Origin of the sequence: Kribbella pratensis (assembly GCF_004366075.1) — a bacterium.
Lineage (GTDB): Bacteria > Actinomycetota > Actinomycetes > Propionibacteriales > Kribbellaceae > Kribbella > Kribbella pratensis.
In genome coordinates this window covers 234,426-250,674 of record NZ_SODU01000005.1, presented here as the reverse complement: position 1 = coordinate 250,674, position 16,249 = coordinate 234,426, and the positions used below count along the sequence as shown (strand labels likewise).

General features: G+C 69.0%; 15 protein-coding genes and 1 riboswitch. Of the genes, 11 read left to right on the top strand and 4 right to left on the bottom strand.

The window, feature by feature from the left end; genetic code table 11:
* Nucleotides 1-7: 7 nt before the first annotated feature.
* Nucleotides 8-100: riboswitch (ZMP/ZTP riboswitch) on the bottom strand.
* A 2-nt stretch (nucleotides 101-102) separates the two neighbouring features.
* Nucleotides 103-822 (bottom strand): class I SAM-dependent methyltransferase, encoded by a 720-nt coding sequence (locus EV137_RS37895; RefSeq protein WP_134132968.1) that lies wholly within the window; start codon nucleotides 820-822, stop codon nucleotides 103-105.
* A 44-nt stretch (nucleotides 823-866) separates the two neighbouring features.
* Here EV137_RS37895 and ilvD point away from each other — a divergent pair, with 44 nt between their 5' ends.
* From ilvD to serA, 6 genes are all read left to right on the top strand, one after another.
* Nucleotides 867-2,534 (top strand): dihydroxy-acid dehydratase, encoded by a 1,668-nt coding sequence (ilvD, locus tag EV137_RS37890; protein WP_134011055.1) that lies wholly within the window; start codon nucleotides 867-869, stop codon nucleotides 2,532-2,534.
* A 292-nt stretch (nucleotides 2,535-2,826) separates the two neighbouring features.
* Entirely contained in the window at nucleotides 2,827-4,578 is a 1,752-nt protein-coding gene (locus EV137_RS37885) for an acetolactate synthase large subunit (protein WP_134011057.1), read from the top strand.
* Entirely contained in the window at nucleotides 4,578-5,264 is a 687-nt protein-coding gene (gene ilvN, locus EV137_RS37880; protein WP_134132966.1) for an acetolactate synthase small subunit, read from the top strand. The genes EV137_RS37885 and ilvN overlap by 1 nt, the downstream gene beginning before the upstream one ends.
* A 27-nt stretch (nucleotides 5,265-5,291) precedes the next feature.
* A complete protein-coding gene (gene ilvC / locus EV137_RS37875; RefSeq protein ID WP_134011493.1) occupies nucleotides 5,292-6,311 on the top strand; it encodes a ketol-acid reductoisomerase in 1,020 nt (339 codons plus the stop codon).
* Nucleotides 6,312-6,431: 120 nt separating this feature from the next.
* Complete coding sequence (locus tag EV137_RS37870; RefSeq protein ID WP_134132965.1) at nucleotides 6,432-7,616, top strand: S1C family serine protease; 1,185 nt, start codon at nucleotides 6,432-6,434, stop codon at nucleotides 7,614-7,616.
* Between the two features lie 129 nt (nucleotides 7,617-7,745).
* Complete coding sequence (serA, locus tag EV137_RS37865; protein WP_134132963.1) at nucleotides 7,746-9,344, top strand: phosphoglycerate dehydrogenase; 1,599 nt, start codon at nucleotides 7,746-7,748, stop codon at nucleotides 9,342-9,344.
* A gap of 370 nt (nucleotides 9,345-9,714) precedes the next feature.
* Here the strand turns inward: serA and EV137_RS37860 are convergent, their stop codons facing one another.
* Complete coding sequence (locus EV137_RS37860) at nucleotides 9,715-10,281, bottom strand: O-methyltransferase (RefSeq protein WP_134011063.1); 567 nt, start codon at nucleotides 10,279-10,281, stop codon at nucleotides 9,715-9,717.
* Between the two features lie 298 nt (nucleotides 10,282-10,579).
* Between EV137_RS37860 and EV137_RS37855 the strand changes: the two genes are divergently transcribed.
* Nucleotides 10,580-11,629 (top strand): 3-isopropylmalate dehydrogenase, encoded by a 1,050-nt coding sequence (locus tag EV137_RS37855; RefSeq protein WP_134132962.1) that lies wholly within the window; start codon nucleotides 10,580-10,582, stop codon nucleotides 11,627-11,629.
* Between the two features lie 49 nt (nucleotides 11,630-11,678).
* Nucleotides 11,679-12,770, top strand: coding sequence for a branched-chain amino acid aminotransferase (locus EV137_RS37850; protein WP_134132961.1), 1,092 nt, complete (start codon nucleotides 11,679-11,681; stop codon nucleotides 12,768-12,770).
* A gap of 41 nt (nucleotides 12,771-12,811) precedes the next feature.
* Here the strand turns inward: EV137_RS37850 and EV137_RS37845 are convergent, their stop codons facing one another.
* Entirely contained in the window at nucleotides 12,812-13,294 is a 483-nt protein-coding gene (locus tag EV137_RS37845) for a hypothetical protein (RefSeq protein ID WP_134011069.1), read from the bottom strand.
* Between the two features lie 106 nt (nucleotides 13,295-13,400).
* Here EV137_RS37845 and EV137_RS37840 point away from each other — a divergent pair, with 106 nt between their 5' ends.
* From EV137_RS37840 to EV137_RS37830, 3 genes are all read left to right on the top strand, one after another.
* Complete coding sequence (locus EV137_RS37840; RefSeq protein ID WP_134011071.1) at nucleotides 13,401-13,799, top strand: hypothetical protein; 399 nt, start codon at nucleotides 13,401-13,403, stop codon at nucleotides 13,797-13,799.
* A gap of 237 nt (nucleotides 13,800-14,036) precedes the next feature.
* On the top strand, nucleotides 14,037-15,626 hold the full coding sequence (gene cimA, locus EV137_RS37835; RefSeq protein WP_134011073.1) for a citramalate synthase: 1,590 nt from the start codon (nucleotides 14,037-14,039) through the stop codon (nucleotides 15,624-15,626).
* A complete protein-coding gene (locus EV137_RS37830; RefSeq protein ID WP_134132959.1) occupies nucleotides 15,623-15,859 on the top strand; it encodes a hypothetical protein in 237 nt (78 codons plus the stop codon). The genes cimA and EV137_RS37830 overlap by 4 nt, the downstream gene beginning before the upstream one ends.
* On the opposite strand, the gene EV137_RS37825 is transcribed toward EV137_RS37830, so the two are convergent.
* Nucleotides 15,852-16,127 carry a response regulator transcription factor gene (locus EV137_RS37825; protein ID WP_134011078.1) on the bottom strand — a complete coding sequence of 92 codons (276 nt, stop codon included), beginning with the start codon at nucleotides 16,125-16,127 and terminating at the stop codon, nucleotides 15,852-15,854. The two genes, EV137_RS37830 and EV137_RS37825, sit on opposite strands and share 8 nt — an antisense overlap.
* Between the last annotated feature and the right edge of the window lie 122 nt (nucleotides 16,128-16,249).

The following is a 16,249-nucleotide window of genomic DNA, read 5'->3' as shown; positions in this document are numbered from 1 at the left end:
ATCGGATCGGAGGCGCCCAGGCGGACGACGCCCTGTACGAACAGTGTACGAACACCCGCTCCCCGGTGGTACTCCACCCTCGCCAGTCGCGGTGCGCCCAGCCTACTTCGTCGCGCGCACCACCAGCAGACGTGATGCCTCGGTCAACGGTTCTCCGTGCCAACCGCCCTCGATGACGACGTCCGAGAAGCCTGCCGCCACCAGATCAGCCGTGATCTCGTCGGCAGAGCGGAAGTACAGGACGTTGCGGTAGACCGCGTCGCGCCCGTCCTCGAAGACGTTGTGCGCGTCGAAGGTCACGCGCCCGTTCGCGATCTCGATCAGCTCGAGCCACTCCTTCAGGTGCCCGGCCACCGTGTCCCGTTCGCCGTACGTCGCTTCGCTCGTCCACTGCTCCCACGCCCGCGCCGCCGGATTGCGCGACTCGAAAGCGAGCACGCCACCGGGACGCAGCGCGGCCGCCAGCGCAGCGACCGCGGCTGCGTGCTCCGCGACGTGCATCATCGTGTTGCCGCTGCTGACCGCGAGATCCACATCGCCGGTCGGCTCCACGACCAGGTGGTCGCCGTCGATCCAGGTGACCGCGTCGGCGCCGGGCTGCCGGCGCGCGTACCCGAGCATGGTGGGACTCGGATCGACGCCGATCACCACCCGTCCCGGTGCGACCAGAGACCGGGTGAGCAGACCGGTTCCACAACCGAAGTCCAGGACCTTCGCAGTGCCCTCGGCCAAAGCGCGGTAATAGTCGTGATCCTCCCCGGCCGGGTTGTCCAGGTCGTAGAGCTCCACCAACTGCTGGTCGCCGTACGGGTCATCGATCACCCACCGCACCTTACTGGGCGGCGACCCAGGAATAGGGTGGCGGCATGGTCGATGTGAAGCCCCGCAGCCGGACAGTCACCGACGGATTGGAAGCGACCGCCAGCAGAGGCATGCTGCGCGCGGTCGGGATGGGGGACGACGACTGGGTCAAGCCACAGATCGGCGTCGCGTCGAGCTGGAACGAGATCACCCCGTGCAACCTGTCGCTGGACCGGCTCGCCAAGGCGGTCAAGGACGGCGTGCACGCGGCCGCTGGATACCCGCTCGAGTTCGGCACGATCAGCGTGTCCGACGGCATCTCGATGGGCCACGTCGGCATGCACTACTCGCTCGTCAGCCGCGAGATCATCGCGGACTCGGTCGAGACCGTGATGGAGGCCGAGCGGCTGGACGGTTCGGTCCTGCTGGCCGGCTGCGACAAGTCGCTGCCGGGCATGCTGATGGCCGCGGCCCGGCTCGATCTGGCGTCGGTGTTCCTGTACGCCGGTTCGATCATGCCGGGCAAGCTCGGCGACAAGGACGTCACGATCATCGACGCCTTCGAGGCGGTCGGCGCCTGTGTCCGCGGCCTGATCACCCAGGACGAGGTCGACGCGGTCGAGCGCGCGATCTGCCCCGGCGAAGGTGCCTGCGGCGGCATGTACACCGCCAACACCATGGCGGCGTCCGCCGAAGCCCTCGGCATGTCGCTCCCGGGCTCGGCCGCCCCGCCGGCGGTGGACCGCCGCCGCGACGGGTACGCCCGCAGGTCCGGCGAGGCCGTCGTCGGGCTGCTGCGGAAAGGCATCACGGCCCGCCAGATCCTCACCAAGGAAGCGTTCGAGAACGCGATCGCCGTGGTGATGGCACTCGGCGGCTCGACGAACGCCGTACTCCATCTCCTCGCGATCGCCCGTGAGGCCGAGGTCGATCTGAGCCTCGACGACTTCAACCGGATCGGCGACCGGGTCCCGCATCTCGGTGATCTCAAGCCGTTCGGCCGCTATGTGATGACCGACGTCGACCGCGTCGGCGGCATCCCGGTGATCATGCGCGCGCTGCTCGACGCCGGCCTGCTGCACGGCGACTGCCTGACGGTGACCGGCAAGACGATGGCCGAGAACCTCGCCGACATCGCGCCACCGGATGTCGACGGCACCATCATCCGCGCGCTGGACAAGCCGATCCACGGCACCGGCGGCATCACGATCCTGCACGGCTCGCTCGCGCCCGAGGGCGCGGTGGTGAAGAGCGCCGGCTTCGACTCGGACGTCTTCGAAGGTACGGCGCGGGTGTTCGACGGCGAGCGTGGTGCGATGGACGCGGTCGGCTCGCTGAATCCCGGCGACGTGGTGGTGATCCGGTACGAAGGCCCGAAGGGCGGCCCCGGCATGCGCGAGATGCTCGCGGTCACCGGCGCGATCAAGGGTGCGGGCCTCGGCAAGGACGTCCTGCTGCTCACCGACGGCCGTTTCTCCGGCGGTACGACGGGACTCTGCGTGGGGCACGTGGCGCCGGAAGCCGTCGACGGCGGCCCGATCGCCTTCGTCCGGGACGGCGACCGGATCACCCTCGACGTCAAGAACCGCACCCTCGAACTCCACGTCGACCCCGAGGAACTCGAACGCCGCCGCGTGGGCTGGACCCCGAAGACCCCGGCCATCACCAAGGGCGTCCTCGGCAAGTACACCCGCCTGGTCCGCTCCGCCTCCGAAGGCGCTGTCTGCATCTAGGGACGGTCGTACCAAATGATGAGACACGGCGGCGTCCAACTTGACCGGGTCGCGGTCCGCGGGCGAATAATGCCTACATGCGATCGATTCTCCTCGTACTTGTGCGGCGCGCCGACTGACGCGACCACAGAGTCGAGCGCGCCCCCTTCAGCCCACCCGGCGGAGGGGGTTTTTTGTTGCCAGGGCGACTATCTGCGACCCAGTAGTGCCCGGACGACAGCCACAAGCGAGGATGGATCGGTCGCGAAAAGCCATCAAGGCCACATCGTGACAGGACTGAGGGAAGGCACCCATGAGTGAGCTGCTGACCGGGGCACAGGCTCTGATCCGCGCACTGGAACATGCCGGAGTCGACACCGTCTTCGGCATCCCGGGCGGCGCGATCCTCCCGGCGTACGACCCGATGCTCGACTCGACCCAGATCCGCCACATCCTGGTACGTCACGAGCAGGGCGCCGGCCACGCCGCCCAGGGGTACGCCGCCGCGTCCGGGAAGACCGGCGTGTGTATGGCGACCTCCGGGCCGGGCGCGACCAACCTGGTGACGCCGATCGCCGACGCGTACATGGACTCGGTGCCGATGGTCGCGATCACCGGTCAGGTGGCCGGGGCCGCGATCGGTACGGACGCCTTCCAGGAGGCGGACATCCGCGGCATCACGATGCCGATCACCAAGCACAACTTCCTGGTGACCGACCCCAACGACATCGCCAGCACGATCGCCGAGGCGTTCCACATCGCCTCCACCGGCCGACCCGGACCGGTGCTCGTCGACGTGACCAAGGACGCGATGCAGACCACCGGCGTCGACTTCCAGTGGCCCACCGAGCTGTCGCTGCCCGGCTACCGGCCGGTGACCCGCCCGCACCCCAAGCAGGTGCGCGAGGCGGCCCGCCTGATCGTCGCCGCCGAGAAGCCGGTCCTGTACGTCGGCGGCGGTGTGATCCGCGCTCGGGCCAGCGCCGAGTTGAAGGAGCTCGCCGAGCTCCTCGGCATCCCGGTGGTCACCACGCTGATGGCCCGCGGCGCGCTCCCCGACACCCATGAGCTGCACTTCGGCATGCCCGGGATGCACGGCTCCGTCTCGGCCGTCGGCGCCCTGCAGCGCTCCGACCTGCTGATCACCCTGGGCGCCCGCTTCGACGACCGCGTGACCGGTCGGCTCGACTCGTTCGCGCCGGAGGCGAAGGTCATCCACGCCGACATCGACCCGGCCGAGATCGGCAAGAACCGGGCCGCCGACGTGCCGATCGTGGGTGACTGCAAGGAGGTCATCACCGACCTGATCGCGGCGCTCAAGACCGAGATCGCGAGCGCCGGCCGCACCCCGTCGTACGACGCGTGGCGCGGGCTGCTCGAATCGGTCCGCGCGAAGTACCCGGTAGCGTACGACGAACCCGAGGACGGCACGCTGTCCCCGCAGTACGTGATCGAGCGGATCGGCAAGATCGCCGGCCCGGACGCCGTCTACACCGCGGGCGTCGGTCAGCACCAGATGTGGTCCGCGCACTACCTGCCGTTCGAGAAGCCCGGCCACTGGCTGAACTCCGGCGGCCTCGGCACGATGGGGTACGCCGTGCCGGCCGCGATGGGCGCCAAGGTCGCGCGGCCGGACAAGACCGTGTGGGCGATCGACGGCGACGGCTGCTTCCAGATGACCAACCAGGAGCTCGTCACCTGCGCGCTCGAGGGCATCCCGATCAAGGTCGCCGTGATCAACAACCAGTCGCTGGGCATGGTCCGCCAGTGGCAGACGCTGTTCTACGACAAGCGCTACTCCAACACCGATCTGCACTCCGCCCGGATCCCGGACTTCGCGAAGCTCGCCGAGGCGATGGGCGGCGTCGGGCTGCGCTGCTCCGACAAGGACTCGGTCGACGCCACCATCGACAAGGCGATGTCGGTCACCGACCAGCCGGTCGTGGTCGACTTCGTCGTGCACCGTGACGCGATGGTGTGGCCGATGGTCGCCGCCGGCACCAGCAACGACGACATCCAGATCGCCCGCGACATGGCGCCGAAGTGGGACGGGGAGGAACTCTGATGAGTAAGCACACGCTGAGCATCCTGGTGGAGAACAAGCACGGTGTGCTGGCCCGGGTGGCCGCGTTGATCTCGCGGCGGGGCTTCAACATCGACTCGCTCGCGGTCGGTCCGACCGAGCACCCCGAGGTTTCCCGGATGACCATCGCGGTCAGCGTGGACGAGCAGCCCTTGGAGCAGATCACCAAGCAGCTGAACAAGCTGGTGAACGTGATCAAGATCGTCGAGCTGGAGCCCAGCCAGACGGTTCAGCGTGAACTGCTGCTGGTGAAGGTCAAGGCGGACACCCTGACCCGCGGACAGGTGCTGGAGACCGTCCAGCTGTTCCGTGCGAAGGTGGTGGACGTGGCACCGGACGCGATCACGATCGAGGCGACCGGCAATCCCGAGAAACTCGAGGCCATGCTCCGGGTGCTGGAACCCTTCGGCGTCCGCGAGCTGGTGCAGTCCGGCATGGTGGCGATCGGCCGGGGCGGCCGCTCCATCTCCGACCGCACCCTGCGACCGGTCCCGGTGCCGCCGCCGCACGTGCAGACCGGACCCCCGAACGTGCAGGCGCGACCCGCCAACACCAGTGCCAGTACCAGCGCCCAGGCCAGTACCCAGGCCAGTGCCGGCTCCTCGCACCACCCGGTGCCGGCCCCGCCGCCGGGCCGGACCGCCGCCGCCGTACCGAATCAACACTAAGGAGAAGTGCCCGAAGTGGCTGCTGAAATGTTCTACGACGACAACGCCGACCTGTCGGTGATCCAGGGCCGGCACGTAGCAGTGCTCGGCTACGGCTCCCAGGGCCACGCCCACGCGCTCTCGCTGCGCGACTCCGGCGTCGACGTCCGGGTCGGTCTGCCGGAGGGCTCGAAGAGCCGGGCCAAGGCCGAGGCACAGGGCCTGCGGGTCGTCACGCCGGCCGAGGCGGTCGAGGAAGCCGACGTGATCGTCGTACTCGCCCCGGACCCCGCGCAGCGCAAGCTCTACAAGGAGGCCATCGAGCCGAACCTGGTCGACGGCGACGCGCTGGTCTTCGGTCACGGCTTCAACATCCGGTTCGGCTACATCAAGCCGCCGGCGGGTGTCGACGTGTTCATGGTCGCCCCGAAGGGCCCGGGTCACCTGGTCCGTCGCGAGTACTCCGAGGGTCGCGGCGTACCCGTGCTGGTAGCGGTCGAGCAGGACGCCACCGGCAAGGCGTGGGACCTGGCGCTCTCGTACGCCAAGGGCATCGGCGGTCTGCGGGCCGGCGGCATCAAGACCACCTTCACCGAGGAGACCGAGACCGACCTGTTCGGTGAGCAGGCCGTCCTCTGCGGTGGCGTGTCGGCGCTGATCACGGCCGGCTACGAGACGCTGACCGAGGCCGGCTACCAGCCCGAGGTCGCGTACTTCGAGTGCCTGCACGAGCTCAAGCTGATCGTCGACCTGATCTACGAAGGCGGCATCGCCAAGCAGCGCTGGTCGGTGTCCGACACCGCCGAGTACGGCGACTACGTGTCCGGCCCGCGGATCATCGACGCGTCCGTTAAGGCCCGGATGAAGGAGGTCCTCGGCGACATCACCGACGGCACCTTCGCGGCCCGCTTCATCGCCGACCAGGACGCCGGCGCGCCGGAGTTCGCGGAGTTCCGCAAGAAGAGCCAGGAGCACCCGATCGAGGCCGTCGGCAAGGAGCTGCGCGGTCTGATGGCGTGGGTCAAGTCGCACGACGACGACTACGTCGAGGGCAGCGCCGCCCGCTGACGAACGACCTCGCCGGTGACTCGAGGGCCCGGACCATCCAGGTGGGTGGTCCGGGCCCTTTTGTTTGACACAATGTGTGACGGTTGTGGTCTGTACTGGTGATCTGGGGGAGGGCGAGCGGTGGAGGACGGCAGGAGCGGACTTCCGCGGCCGCCGCGGCGGGTTCCGGCGGGGGTCGGCACGCTGACCCAGCTGGAGGCTCCGAGCCGGCCGGCCGGAGCCACGCCGCCGCCTCGGGGTCCGTGGATCTTCGGCCGGATCCTGGCCGGCCTCCTCGTGCTGATCGTGATCGTCGCGGCCGGTGCCGGTGCGGGCTGGTTCATCCGGCAGGAGAGCCTGCGGATCAACACCGACGAGGTGCTCGAGTCGGTCGGACCGTCGGTCGTCCGGGTGCTCGCGACGACCTGCGGCTCGTCCGGCGAGGCATCCGGCGTGCTGATCGACAACGGGCGGATCCTGACCGCGACATCGGCGGTCGAGAATCCGAGGTCGATCGTGGTGGTGGCGCCGGACGGCCGGATCCGGCGGGCCAACCTGCTCAGCACCAGCGCCGACGGGGTCGCGGTCCTGCAGTCGATCGGGTTGGACGGCGCGCCGCTGCACCTGCCGGCCACGGATCCCGAGCCGAAGGCCGAGCGCGCGTTGGTCGGGTACACCGCCGCGGGCAAGGAGGTCATCAACGCGATCGGCTCGGCGGCCGACCCTACGGCGCTGGGCGAGGTGATGAACGCGGCCAAGCTGGGCGGCCCGGTCGTCGACAAGTCCGGCGGACTCATCGGTCTCGTCGTCGGCAGAACCGTCCAGGCCGGCACGGTCGTCGGTCTCGACAAGCTCCGAGGGTACGTCGCTCCCGCGCCGACGGGCCTCACCGTCGCAGCGGTTGGAACGTGTGCCCAATCGAAGGGCCCGCAGGCCGCGATCGCGCCGGTGCTGCAGGTTGCCAACACGCCGCTGGCGGTAGAAGTCCAGAGGCTGCTCGGCAGCTACCTGACGCTGGAGAATCGCCAGGACTTCGCGGCGCTGCGGCCGTTGTACTCACCACGGTTCGCGCGGAACCTGAGCGAGGAACAAGACAGGGCCAAGCACCTGACGTCGTACTTCTTCGGCCCGAAGCTCACCGACCTGGCCGCGGACGGGTCCTACGCGCGGATGTCGTACAACGTGCTGTTCGCCCCCACCGCGACGGGCGCAGCCGGGCAGAACTGCAGCCGGCTGGACACGAAGTTCGAACTGGTCCGCTCGAAGGGCAAGCTGGTCATCGACCGCACCTCGCCGATGACCGCAGCGGTCCCCTGCGACAGCTAGACACCCCCTGTGACCGGCATCCGGGTCCCCGCACACGGCGTGCAGCGGACGGGGTACCATCGAGGCAGCGGGCACAGCGCGGTGCTCTGTTCTTGATGAGCCCCTACCGCTTCTGCAGGAGATTCCTCCATGACTGACGTAACCCGGCCCGTCGTCCTGATCGCCGAAGAGCTCAGCCCGGCCACCGTCGAGGCGCTCGGCCCCGACTTCGAGATCCGCCAGACCAACGGCGCCGACCGCGCCGAACTGCTCCCGGCCATCGCCGACGTCGACGCCATCCTGATCCGCAGCGCCACCAAGGTGGACGCCGAGGCCCTGGCCGCCGCGAAGAAGCTGAAGGTCGTCGCCCGGGCCGGGGTCGGCCTGGACAACGTGGACGTGAAGGCCGCCACCCAGGCCGGTGTGATGGTCGTGAACGCCCCGACCTCCAACATCACCAGCGCCGCCGAGCTGGCCGTCGCGCTGCTGCTCGCGTCCGCGCGCCGGGTCCCGGCCGCGAACGAGGCGCTCAAGAAGGGCGAGTGGAAGCGCAGCAAGTACTCGGGTGTCGAGCTGTTCGAGAAGACCGTCGGGATCGTCGGCCTCGGCAAGATCGGCGTCCTGGTCGCACAGCGGCTGGCCGCCTTCGGCATGAACGTGATCGCCTACGACCCGTACGTGCAGGCCGGCCGGGCCGCGCAGATGGGCGTCCGGCTCGCCACCCTGGACGAGCTGCTGGCGACCAGTGACTTCATCTCCGTGCACCTCCCGAAGACCCCGGAGACCATCGGCCTGATCGGCGACGAGCAGCTGCACAAGGTCAAGCCCGAGGTCATCATCGTGAACGCGGCCCGCGGCGGCATCGTCGACGAGCAGGCGCTGTACAGCGCGCTCAAGGAAGGCCGGGTGGCCGGCGCCGGTCTGGACGTGTTCGCGTCCGAGCCGTGCACCGACTCGCCGCTGTTCGAGTTCGAGAACGTCGTCGTCACGCCGCACCTCGGCGCGTCCACCGACGAGGCGCAGGAGAAGGCCGGTATCGCGGTCGCCAAATCGGTCCGGCTGGCGCTGTCGGGTGAGCTGGTCCCGGACGCGGTCAACGTCCAGGGCGGCGTGATCGCCGAGGACGTCCGCCCGGGCATCGGGCTGACCGAGAAGCTCGGCCGGATCTTCACCGCGCTGGCCGGCGGCGTCGCGCAGCAGCTCGACGTCGAGGTCCGCGGCGAGATCACGCAGTACGACGTGAAGGTGCTCGAGCTCGCCGCGCTGAAGGGCGTCTTCGCGGATGTCGTCGAGGACAACGTCTCGTACGTGAACGCGCCGCTGCTGGCGGCCGAGCGGGGCCTCGAGGTCCGGCTGGTCACCGACCACGACAGCCCCGAGCACCGCAACCTGATCACGCTCCGCGGCACGCTCGCCGACGGCGCGCAGGTGTCGGTGTCCGGCACGCTGGTCGGCGTCCGGCAGTCGGAGCGGCTGGTCGAGATCGACGGGTACGACCCCGAGATCGAGCTCGCCGCGCACCTGGCGTTCCTCACCTACGAGGACCGGCCGGGCGCGGTCGGCCAGATCGGCCGGATCCTCGGCGATGCCGACGTCAACATCGCCGGCATGCAGGTCAGCCGGGACCGCAAGGGCGGCAAGGCGCTCGTCGCGCTGTCGGTCGACTCGAAGATCGTGCCGACGGTCCTGGACGACATCGCGGTCGCGGTTCAGGCGGACACAGCCCGCACCGTGGACCTCGAGGCCTGATTCACCCCAACGACTGATTTACTGGAGGCGGTCAGCCGCCCGCAGGCGCATGGCGGCTGACAAGGGCCCGAGCTCCATAGCTCGGGCCCGCTTCACGTTTGCACCCCACCACCCACCCAGCCGCACCCCACCCAGCCGCACCCCACCCAGCCGCACCGCCCGCCACCGTCCTGCCGGTCGTCCCGTGGCCCGATTTGCTGGATAAGCCAGCCAGTTTGCTGGGTAAGCCAGCCAGCTAAGGGGTTCTACACCCTGAACCAGGGTCCGTAACCCCGCATTTGATGGGTCACCCAGCCAAATGGCGAGGAGGAGGGGCGCTGGGGCGGCGGTACGAGTGGTCGGGTCGGGTGGTGGTACGGGTGGTGGAGCTTCAGTGGCGCGTGGCGAGCAGGACGGCGGCGTCCGGGGCGACCATCACCTCGACGGTGGTGAAGCGCCTGTCCATCAGCCATTCCTGGCGGAGCGTGTCGACGCGCCCCTCGTACATCGGCGGCCAGACGGCCGACGGCGTGAAGTCGTCCAGTACGACGAAGCCGCCCGGCTCGACCACGTCCGCGATGATGTCGCGGGCGGACAGCTTCGCCTCGCGGGCGTCCACGAACAGCAGCGCGAACGGGCCGCGCTCGATCAGCGCGGTCCAGTCGGCGGAGACGACCTCGATCCGCTCGTCGTCGGCGAACAGTTCCGCGACCACCTGCGCGAGCTGCGGATCGCTCTCCGCGGTGACGATCGACGTGCTCTCGCCGGCGCCGCTGCGCAGCCACGCCGAGCCGACGCCGCAGCCGGTCCCGAGCTCACCGAGCAGGCCGGTCTTCGACGCCGCGAGGGTGGCGAGCAAACGGCCGGTCTCGTTCCTGGTGGAACTGACGAATCCGCGCCGGCCGGACAGGCTGAGGGCCGCTGAAACCAGCGGCGGCAGTTCTGGAGGAGCACTCACCGGCTGAGAGTCGCACAGGTCCGGTCCAGTGACCGCACTCGGATCTCATATTCCGGGACAAGCTGCCCGCATGGTGGAGAAATAGTCGGATGTGCGAGTAAATTCGTGCGCATCCTGCCGCCCACGACATATTTGGGAGCAGCTGCATGTATGACATGTATCCAGCCAACTGGCCCTCGATCGACGCACGCGAGCGGAAGGCGACCCGGCGTCGCCGCACCGCGCGCCCGGCGAGCGACGAGGTCAAGGCTGTCCAAGAGGCCATGAACCGCCGTGACAATGGGGGAGAACCCAAGAAGTGAGCGAGACGAAGAACTTCACGCTGGCCGTCGTCCCCGGTGACGGGATCGGACCCGAGGTGACCACCGAGGCGCTCAAGGTCCTCGACGCGGTCGCCGCACAGCACGGCGTGACGTTCGAGCGGACCGAGTACGACCTCGGCGCGAAGCGCTGGCACGCCACCGGCGAGACGCTGCCGGACGCCGAGCTGGAGGAGATCCGCAAGCACGACGCGATCCTGCTCGGCGCGGTCGGGGACCCGAGTGTCCCGTCCGGCGTCCTCGAGCGCGGTCTGCTGCTCAAGCTCCGGTTCACCCTCGACCACTACGTGAACCTGCGGCCGTCGAAGATCTACCCGTCCGTCGGATCCCCGCTGGCGAACCCGGGCGAGGTCGACTTCGTCGTCGTCCGCGAAGGCACCGAGGGCCCGTACGTCGGCAACGGCGGCGCGCTCCGGGTCGGTACGCCGGCCGAGATCGCCACCGAGGTGTCGGTGAACACGGCGTACGGCGTCGAGCGGGTCGTGCGGGACGCCTTCGCCCGCGCGCAGGCCCGCCCGCGCAAGAAGCTGACGCTCGTGCACAAGAACAACGTGCTCGTGCACGCCGGCCACCTGTGGAAGCGGACCGTCGACAAGGTCGCCGAGGAGTTCCCGGAGATCACCGTCGACTACCTGCACGTGGACGCCGCGACGATCTTCCTGGTCACCGACCCGGCCCGGTTCGACGTGATCGTCACCGACAACCTGTTCGGCGACATCATCACCGACCTGGCGGCCGCGATCAGCGGCGGGATCGGGCTGGCCGCGAGCGGCAACATCAACCCGGACCGGACCGCGCCGAGCATGTTCGAGCCGGTGCACGGCTCCGCGCCGGACATCGCGGGCCAGCAGAAGGCCGACCCGACCGCGGCGATCCTGTCCGCGGCGCTGCTGCTCGAGCACCTCGGTCTGACCGAGGCCGCGCGCGCGATCGAGGACGCCGTCACGGCGGACATCGAGGAGCGCACGGGCGTTGCCCGCAGTACCGCGGAGATCGGTGACGCGATCGCCAAGCGCGCGGCCGGCTGAGAAAGGCTGATGCTCGCATGACCAGTCAGCCGAGAGGTACGGTTTCGGCATGAGCGCCGATCTGCAGTTCTCAGTTGAGCCGAACACCCAACCGGCCAGCGACGACCAGCGCGCCCAGATCCTGGCGAACCCGGGATTCGGGCAGTACTTCTCCGACCACATGGCGATCGCCACCTGGACGGCCGAGAAGGGCTGGCACGACGCACGGATCACCGCCTTCGGGCCGCTGGAGCTGTCTCCCGCGACCTCGGTGTTCCACTACGCCCAGACGATTTTCGAGGGGATGAAGGCCTACCGGCATCCCGACGACTCGATCCATCTGTTCCGCCCCGAGGCGAACGCGATCCGGTTCCAGCGGTCCGCGCACCGGCTCGCGCTGCCGGAGCTGCCGGTCGCGGCGTTCCTCGACTCGCTGCACAAGCTGGTCGAGATCGACCGGGCCTGGGTTCCGGGTGGCGGCGAGACGTCGCTGTACCTGCGGCCGTTCATGTTCGGCTCGGACCCGTTCCTCGGTGTCCGCCCGTCCGCCCGGGTCACGTACTGCGCGATCGCGTCGCCGGCCGGGTCGTACTTCGCGAACGGCGTGAAGCCGGTCCGGATCTGGCTGAGCGAGGAGTACACCCGCGCGGCCCCCGGCGGCACCGGCGCGGCGAAGACCGGCGGTAACTACGCCTCCTCGCTGCTCGCCCAGGCCGAGGCGATCGAGCAGGGCTGCGACCAGGTCGCGTTCCTGGACGCGGTGGAGAAGAAGTGGGTCGAGGAGCTCGGCGGGATGAACCTGTACTTCGTCCTCGACGACAACTCGGTGGTCACACCGGAGCTGTCCGGCACGATCCTGGAGGGCGTCACCCGGGACTCGATCCTGAAGCTGGTCACCGACCTCGGCTACACGGTCACCGAGCGCAAGGTCTCGGTCGACGAGTGGCGTGAGGGCGCGGCCTCCGGGAAGGTGCGCGAGGTGTTCGCCTGCGGGACCGCCGCGGTCGTCACCCCGGTCGCCTCGCTGAAGTGGAGGGGCGGCGAGACCCAGATCGGCGACGGCAACGGCGGCCCGGTCACCGCAGCCGTCCGCACCGCCCTCCTCGACGTCCAGTACGGCCGAGCGGCTGACCCCCACGGCTGGATGACCCGCATTTCCTGAAGCAGGTGACGAAGGCCCGGCGATTTGTCGCCGGGCCTTTGTCATGACCGGCGCCTGGTCTCGAACCAGCCGATGTGGTTGATGACGGCCAGCAGCAACCACAGTCCGAGCGCGAGGATCGGCGCCCCGGTCCAGCCGATCTCGGTGTGTCGACTCCCGTCCGGCTTCAGCAGCATGATCACGATCGTGTCCACGAGCCCGGCGTACGCACAGACGAAGCCGGCGAGCCTCGTCGGCGTCGCCAGTGCGACCAGCACTAGGACGACGTACGCGATGAACAAGAGGTTGGCGGCGCTGCCGAGGATCGTGGCGTCGCGGGCCATGCCGAATCCGGTGTACAGGTGAGGGCTGCTGCGGCTGTACTCCCGGGTCAGCCAGGTCGGCGTGAGCGTGACCAGCACCGCAAGCGCGGTGGCGTAACCCAGCAGCTGGAACCGCAGCCGTTGCAGGGGATCCCTTTCGCCCTGCGGTGGCAACGGAGCCTTCAGGACGTTCAGGTCGACCTGGTCGTCGGGCTCACTCACTTGATGGTTCCCATCTCTCCAGCGGATGTTTCACAGGATCTTTTCAGGTCTGGGGGCTGGACCGGTGGTCGCTGTGCACAGGTTCGGTTCGATAGGGTCGGGCGCCATGAGCAGCTTCCCGGACGACGTCGAGGGCTACTACGCCGAGCTGGCCGAGCGCCGGGGATGGTCCGCCGAGACGTCCGCCGCGATTCGGGCGACGGTCGAGCTGATTCGGGATCTGGACCGTGGGACGGCGTCGCGGACGTACGGCGCTGTTGTCGACGACTACGGCACCGACTGGCTCTACGAGGCGGTCTGGCACGAGCGGGAGTGGGTCGTCGTCCGCCAGCTCGGGATGGGTGAGGACGGCGAGGTACGGCGGTACTGGTGGCAGCGCCTCGAGGACGACGAGGGGATGCTCACCGACCAGTCCCTGGACCGCGAGGAGTGGGGCCTGCGTCCGCTCACCCGCGAAGACTTCTACACCGCCTGGGACGATCCCGGCTGGTCCCTCAGTGCGTAATCTTGGGGCCTGAACTCCAGTACGCCTCCGCGTACTGAATGTTCGTGATGCGAGACAGCCGCGTCATGGTCCGGACATTGTGTGGCAGACTGCAAAACGTCATGAAGCACTATCGGGTGATTATTTCCTAGGCGCGCTCAGCAAGCTGTACCTGAGCGCGCAGACCTCTCGCACCTTGCGGGAGGTTTTTTGTTTGCCCGTATCGACGCCGCACACCCCTCCGGAAGGCCGACCCCCATGACTATCTCGGACGATTTCCACGTGTACGACACCACTCTGCGCGACGGTGCGCAGCAGGAGGGTCTGGCGCTGTCCGTGGCCGACAAGATCGCCATCGCGCAGTACCTGGACGAGCTCGGGGTCGGCTTCATCGAGGGCGGCTGGCCGGGCGCCGTACCCAAGGACACCGAGTTCTTCGAGCGGGCGAAGACCGAGCTGCACCTGCGGCACGCGACGTTCGCGGCCTTCGGTGCGACCTGTAAGCCGGAGGCCGTGGCCGCCGACGACCCGCAGGTCGCCGCGCTGCGGGAGTCCGGCGCCGGCGTCGTCACACTCGTTGCCAAGAGCCACGACGCGCACGTCGAACGGGCCTTGCGGACGACGCTCGACGAGAACCTCCGGATGGTCGCCGACACCGTCCGGCACCTGCGGGAGAACGGCCAGCGGGTCTTCCTCGACACCGAACACTTCTTCGACGGGTACCGCGCGAACCGCGCCTACGCGCTCGAGGTCGTACGGGTAGCCACCGAGGCCGGCGCCGACGTCGTCGCCTTGTGCGACACCAACGGCGGGACGTTGCCCCGGGAGCTCCAGGACGTCGTCCGCGACGTACTCGAATCGACCGGGGCCAGGCTCGGCATCCACTGTCACAACGACGCCGGCTGCGCGGTGGCGAACACGATCGCCGCCGTCGAGGCCGGCGTCACGCACGTCCAGGGCACGATCAACGGGTACGGCGAACGCACCGGTAACGCCGATCTGCTGGCGATCGTCGCCAACCTCGAGCTCAAGCGTGACCTGAAGCTGCTCCCGGAGGGCAATCTCGCCGAGTCGTTCCGGCTCGCGCACGCGATCGCCGAGGTGACGAACGTGCCGCCGTCGACCCGGCAGCCGTACGTCGGTGTGTCCGCGTTCGCCCACAAGGCGGGCCTGCACGCCAGCGCGATCAAGGTGGACCCGGATCTCTACCAGCACACGGATCCGGCGAAGGTCGGCAACGACATGCGGATGCTGGTGTCCGAGATGGCGGGCCGGGCGAGCGTCGAGCTGAAGGGCCGGGAGCTCGGGTTCGACCTCGGCAGCGACCGCGAGCTGGTCAGCCGGGTGACCGATCGGGTGAAGGAGATGGAGTCGCGCGGATACACGTTCGAGGCCGCGGACGCGTCGTTCTCGCTGCTGCTGACCGAAGAGGTGACCGGCGAGCGGGCGTCCTTCTTCGACGTCGAGTCCTGGCGCGTGATCACCGAGTCGCGCGCCGACGGCGAGGCGGTGTCGGAGTCGACGGTGAAGCTGGTCGCGGGCGGCGAGCGGGAGATCGTCACGGGCGAGGGCAACGGCCCGGTCAATGCGCTCGACCACGCGCTGCGGACCGCGATCGAGCGCGCGTACCCGGTGGTGAACAAGTTCGAGTTGGTCGACTACAAGGTCCGCATCCTCGACCAGGGACACGGGACGGACGCGGTGATCAGAGTGCTGATCGAGACCGCGGACGGCGAGGGCTCGTGGGTGACGGTCGGGGTCGGCCACAACATCGTCGAGGCGTCCTGGGAGGCGCTGGTCGACGGCTTCACGTTCGGTCTCCTGCGCCACAAGGAGGTCGTGCGATGAGTCTCCTCGCGGTCGAACGCACCGTCACCGAGTTCACCGCCCAGGTCGTCGAGACCACGGGGATCCTCGCGCGGATCGCCGTACTTCTGAACCCGTACGACGTTCGCGAGCTCTCGCTCTCACTGGACCGCGGCGAGTTGCGGGTCGTCGTCGAAGGCGACGGTTTCGACGCCGGCCGCGTCGCCGCCCGGCTCGCCAAGGTGATCGGCGTCCTCGAGGTCTCCGTCAGCTGAGCCCCGCGTGGTGGGCGAGGATCGCGGCCTGCACGCGGTTCGTGAGTTGCAGCTTGGCGAGGATCCGGCTGACGTGAGTCTTCACCGTCGCCTCGCTGAGATACAGCTGCTCGGCGATATCGCTGTTGGCGATGCAGCGCGCTTCCTCGACCGCCTGGCGTCCGTCCTCGGCCTCGCCGACGACCTCGAGGTCGTCGTACCCGTCGAGAATCCGGAACAGCATCGCGCGCACCATCCACTCGTCGTCCACGACCAGCACCCGGATCATCCGCCACCCGGCACCGACGCCGACACCGCCAGATCAGCCGCGACAACGCCCTCGGGCTCCTCCCGACCCTCCGCCGACGCCTGACCTCCTAGCTGGGATGTCCGGGGGCCGCCTCGGTTGGC

Excerpts from the sequence above, each read along its gene's own strand:
- ilvD (WP_134011055.1), top strand. The coding sequence starts at position 867 with ATGGTCGATGTGAAGCCCCGCAGCCGGACAGTCACCGACGGATTGGAA.
- EV137_RS37885 (WP_134011057.1), top strand. The coding sequence starts at position 2,827 with ATGAGTGAGCTGCTGACCGGGGCACAGGCTCTGATCCGCGCACTGGAA.
- ilvN (WP_134132966.1), top strand. The coding sequence starts at position 4,578 with ATGAGTAAGCACACGCTGAGCATCCTGGTGGAGAACAAGCACGGTGTG.
- ilvC (WP_134011493.1), top strand. The coding sequence starts at position 5,292 with ATGTTCTACGACGACAACGCCGACCTGTCGGTGATCCAGGGCCGGCAC.
- serA (WP_134132963.1), top strand. The coding sequence starts at position 7,746 with ATGACTGACGTAACCCGGCCCGTCGTCCTGATCGCCGAAGAGCTCAGC.
- EV137_RS37850 (WP_134132961.1), top strand. The coding sequence starts at position 11,679 with ATGAGCGCCGATCTGCAGTTCTCAGTTGAGCCGAACACCCAACCGGCC.
- EV137_RS37840 (WP_134011071.1), top strand. The coding sequence starts at position 13,401 with ATGAGCAGCTTCCCGGACGACGTCGAGGGCTACTACGCCGAGCTGGCC.
- cimA (WP_134011073.1), top strand. The coding sequence starts at position 14,037 with ATGACTATCTCGGACGATTTCCACGTGTACGACACCACTCTGCGCGAC.
- EV137_RS37830 (WP_134132959.1), top strand. The coding sequence starts at position 15,623 with ATGAGTCTCCTCGCGGTCGAACGCACCGTCACCGAGTTCACCGCCCAG.
- EV137_RS37825 (WP_134011078.1), bottom strand. The coding sequence starts at position 16,127 with ATGATCCGGGTGCTGGTCGTGGACGACGAGTGGATGGTGCGCGCGATG.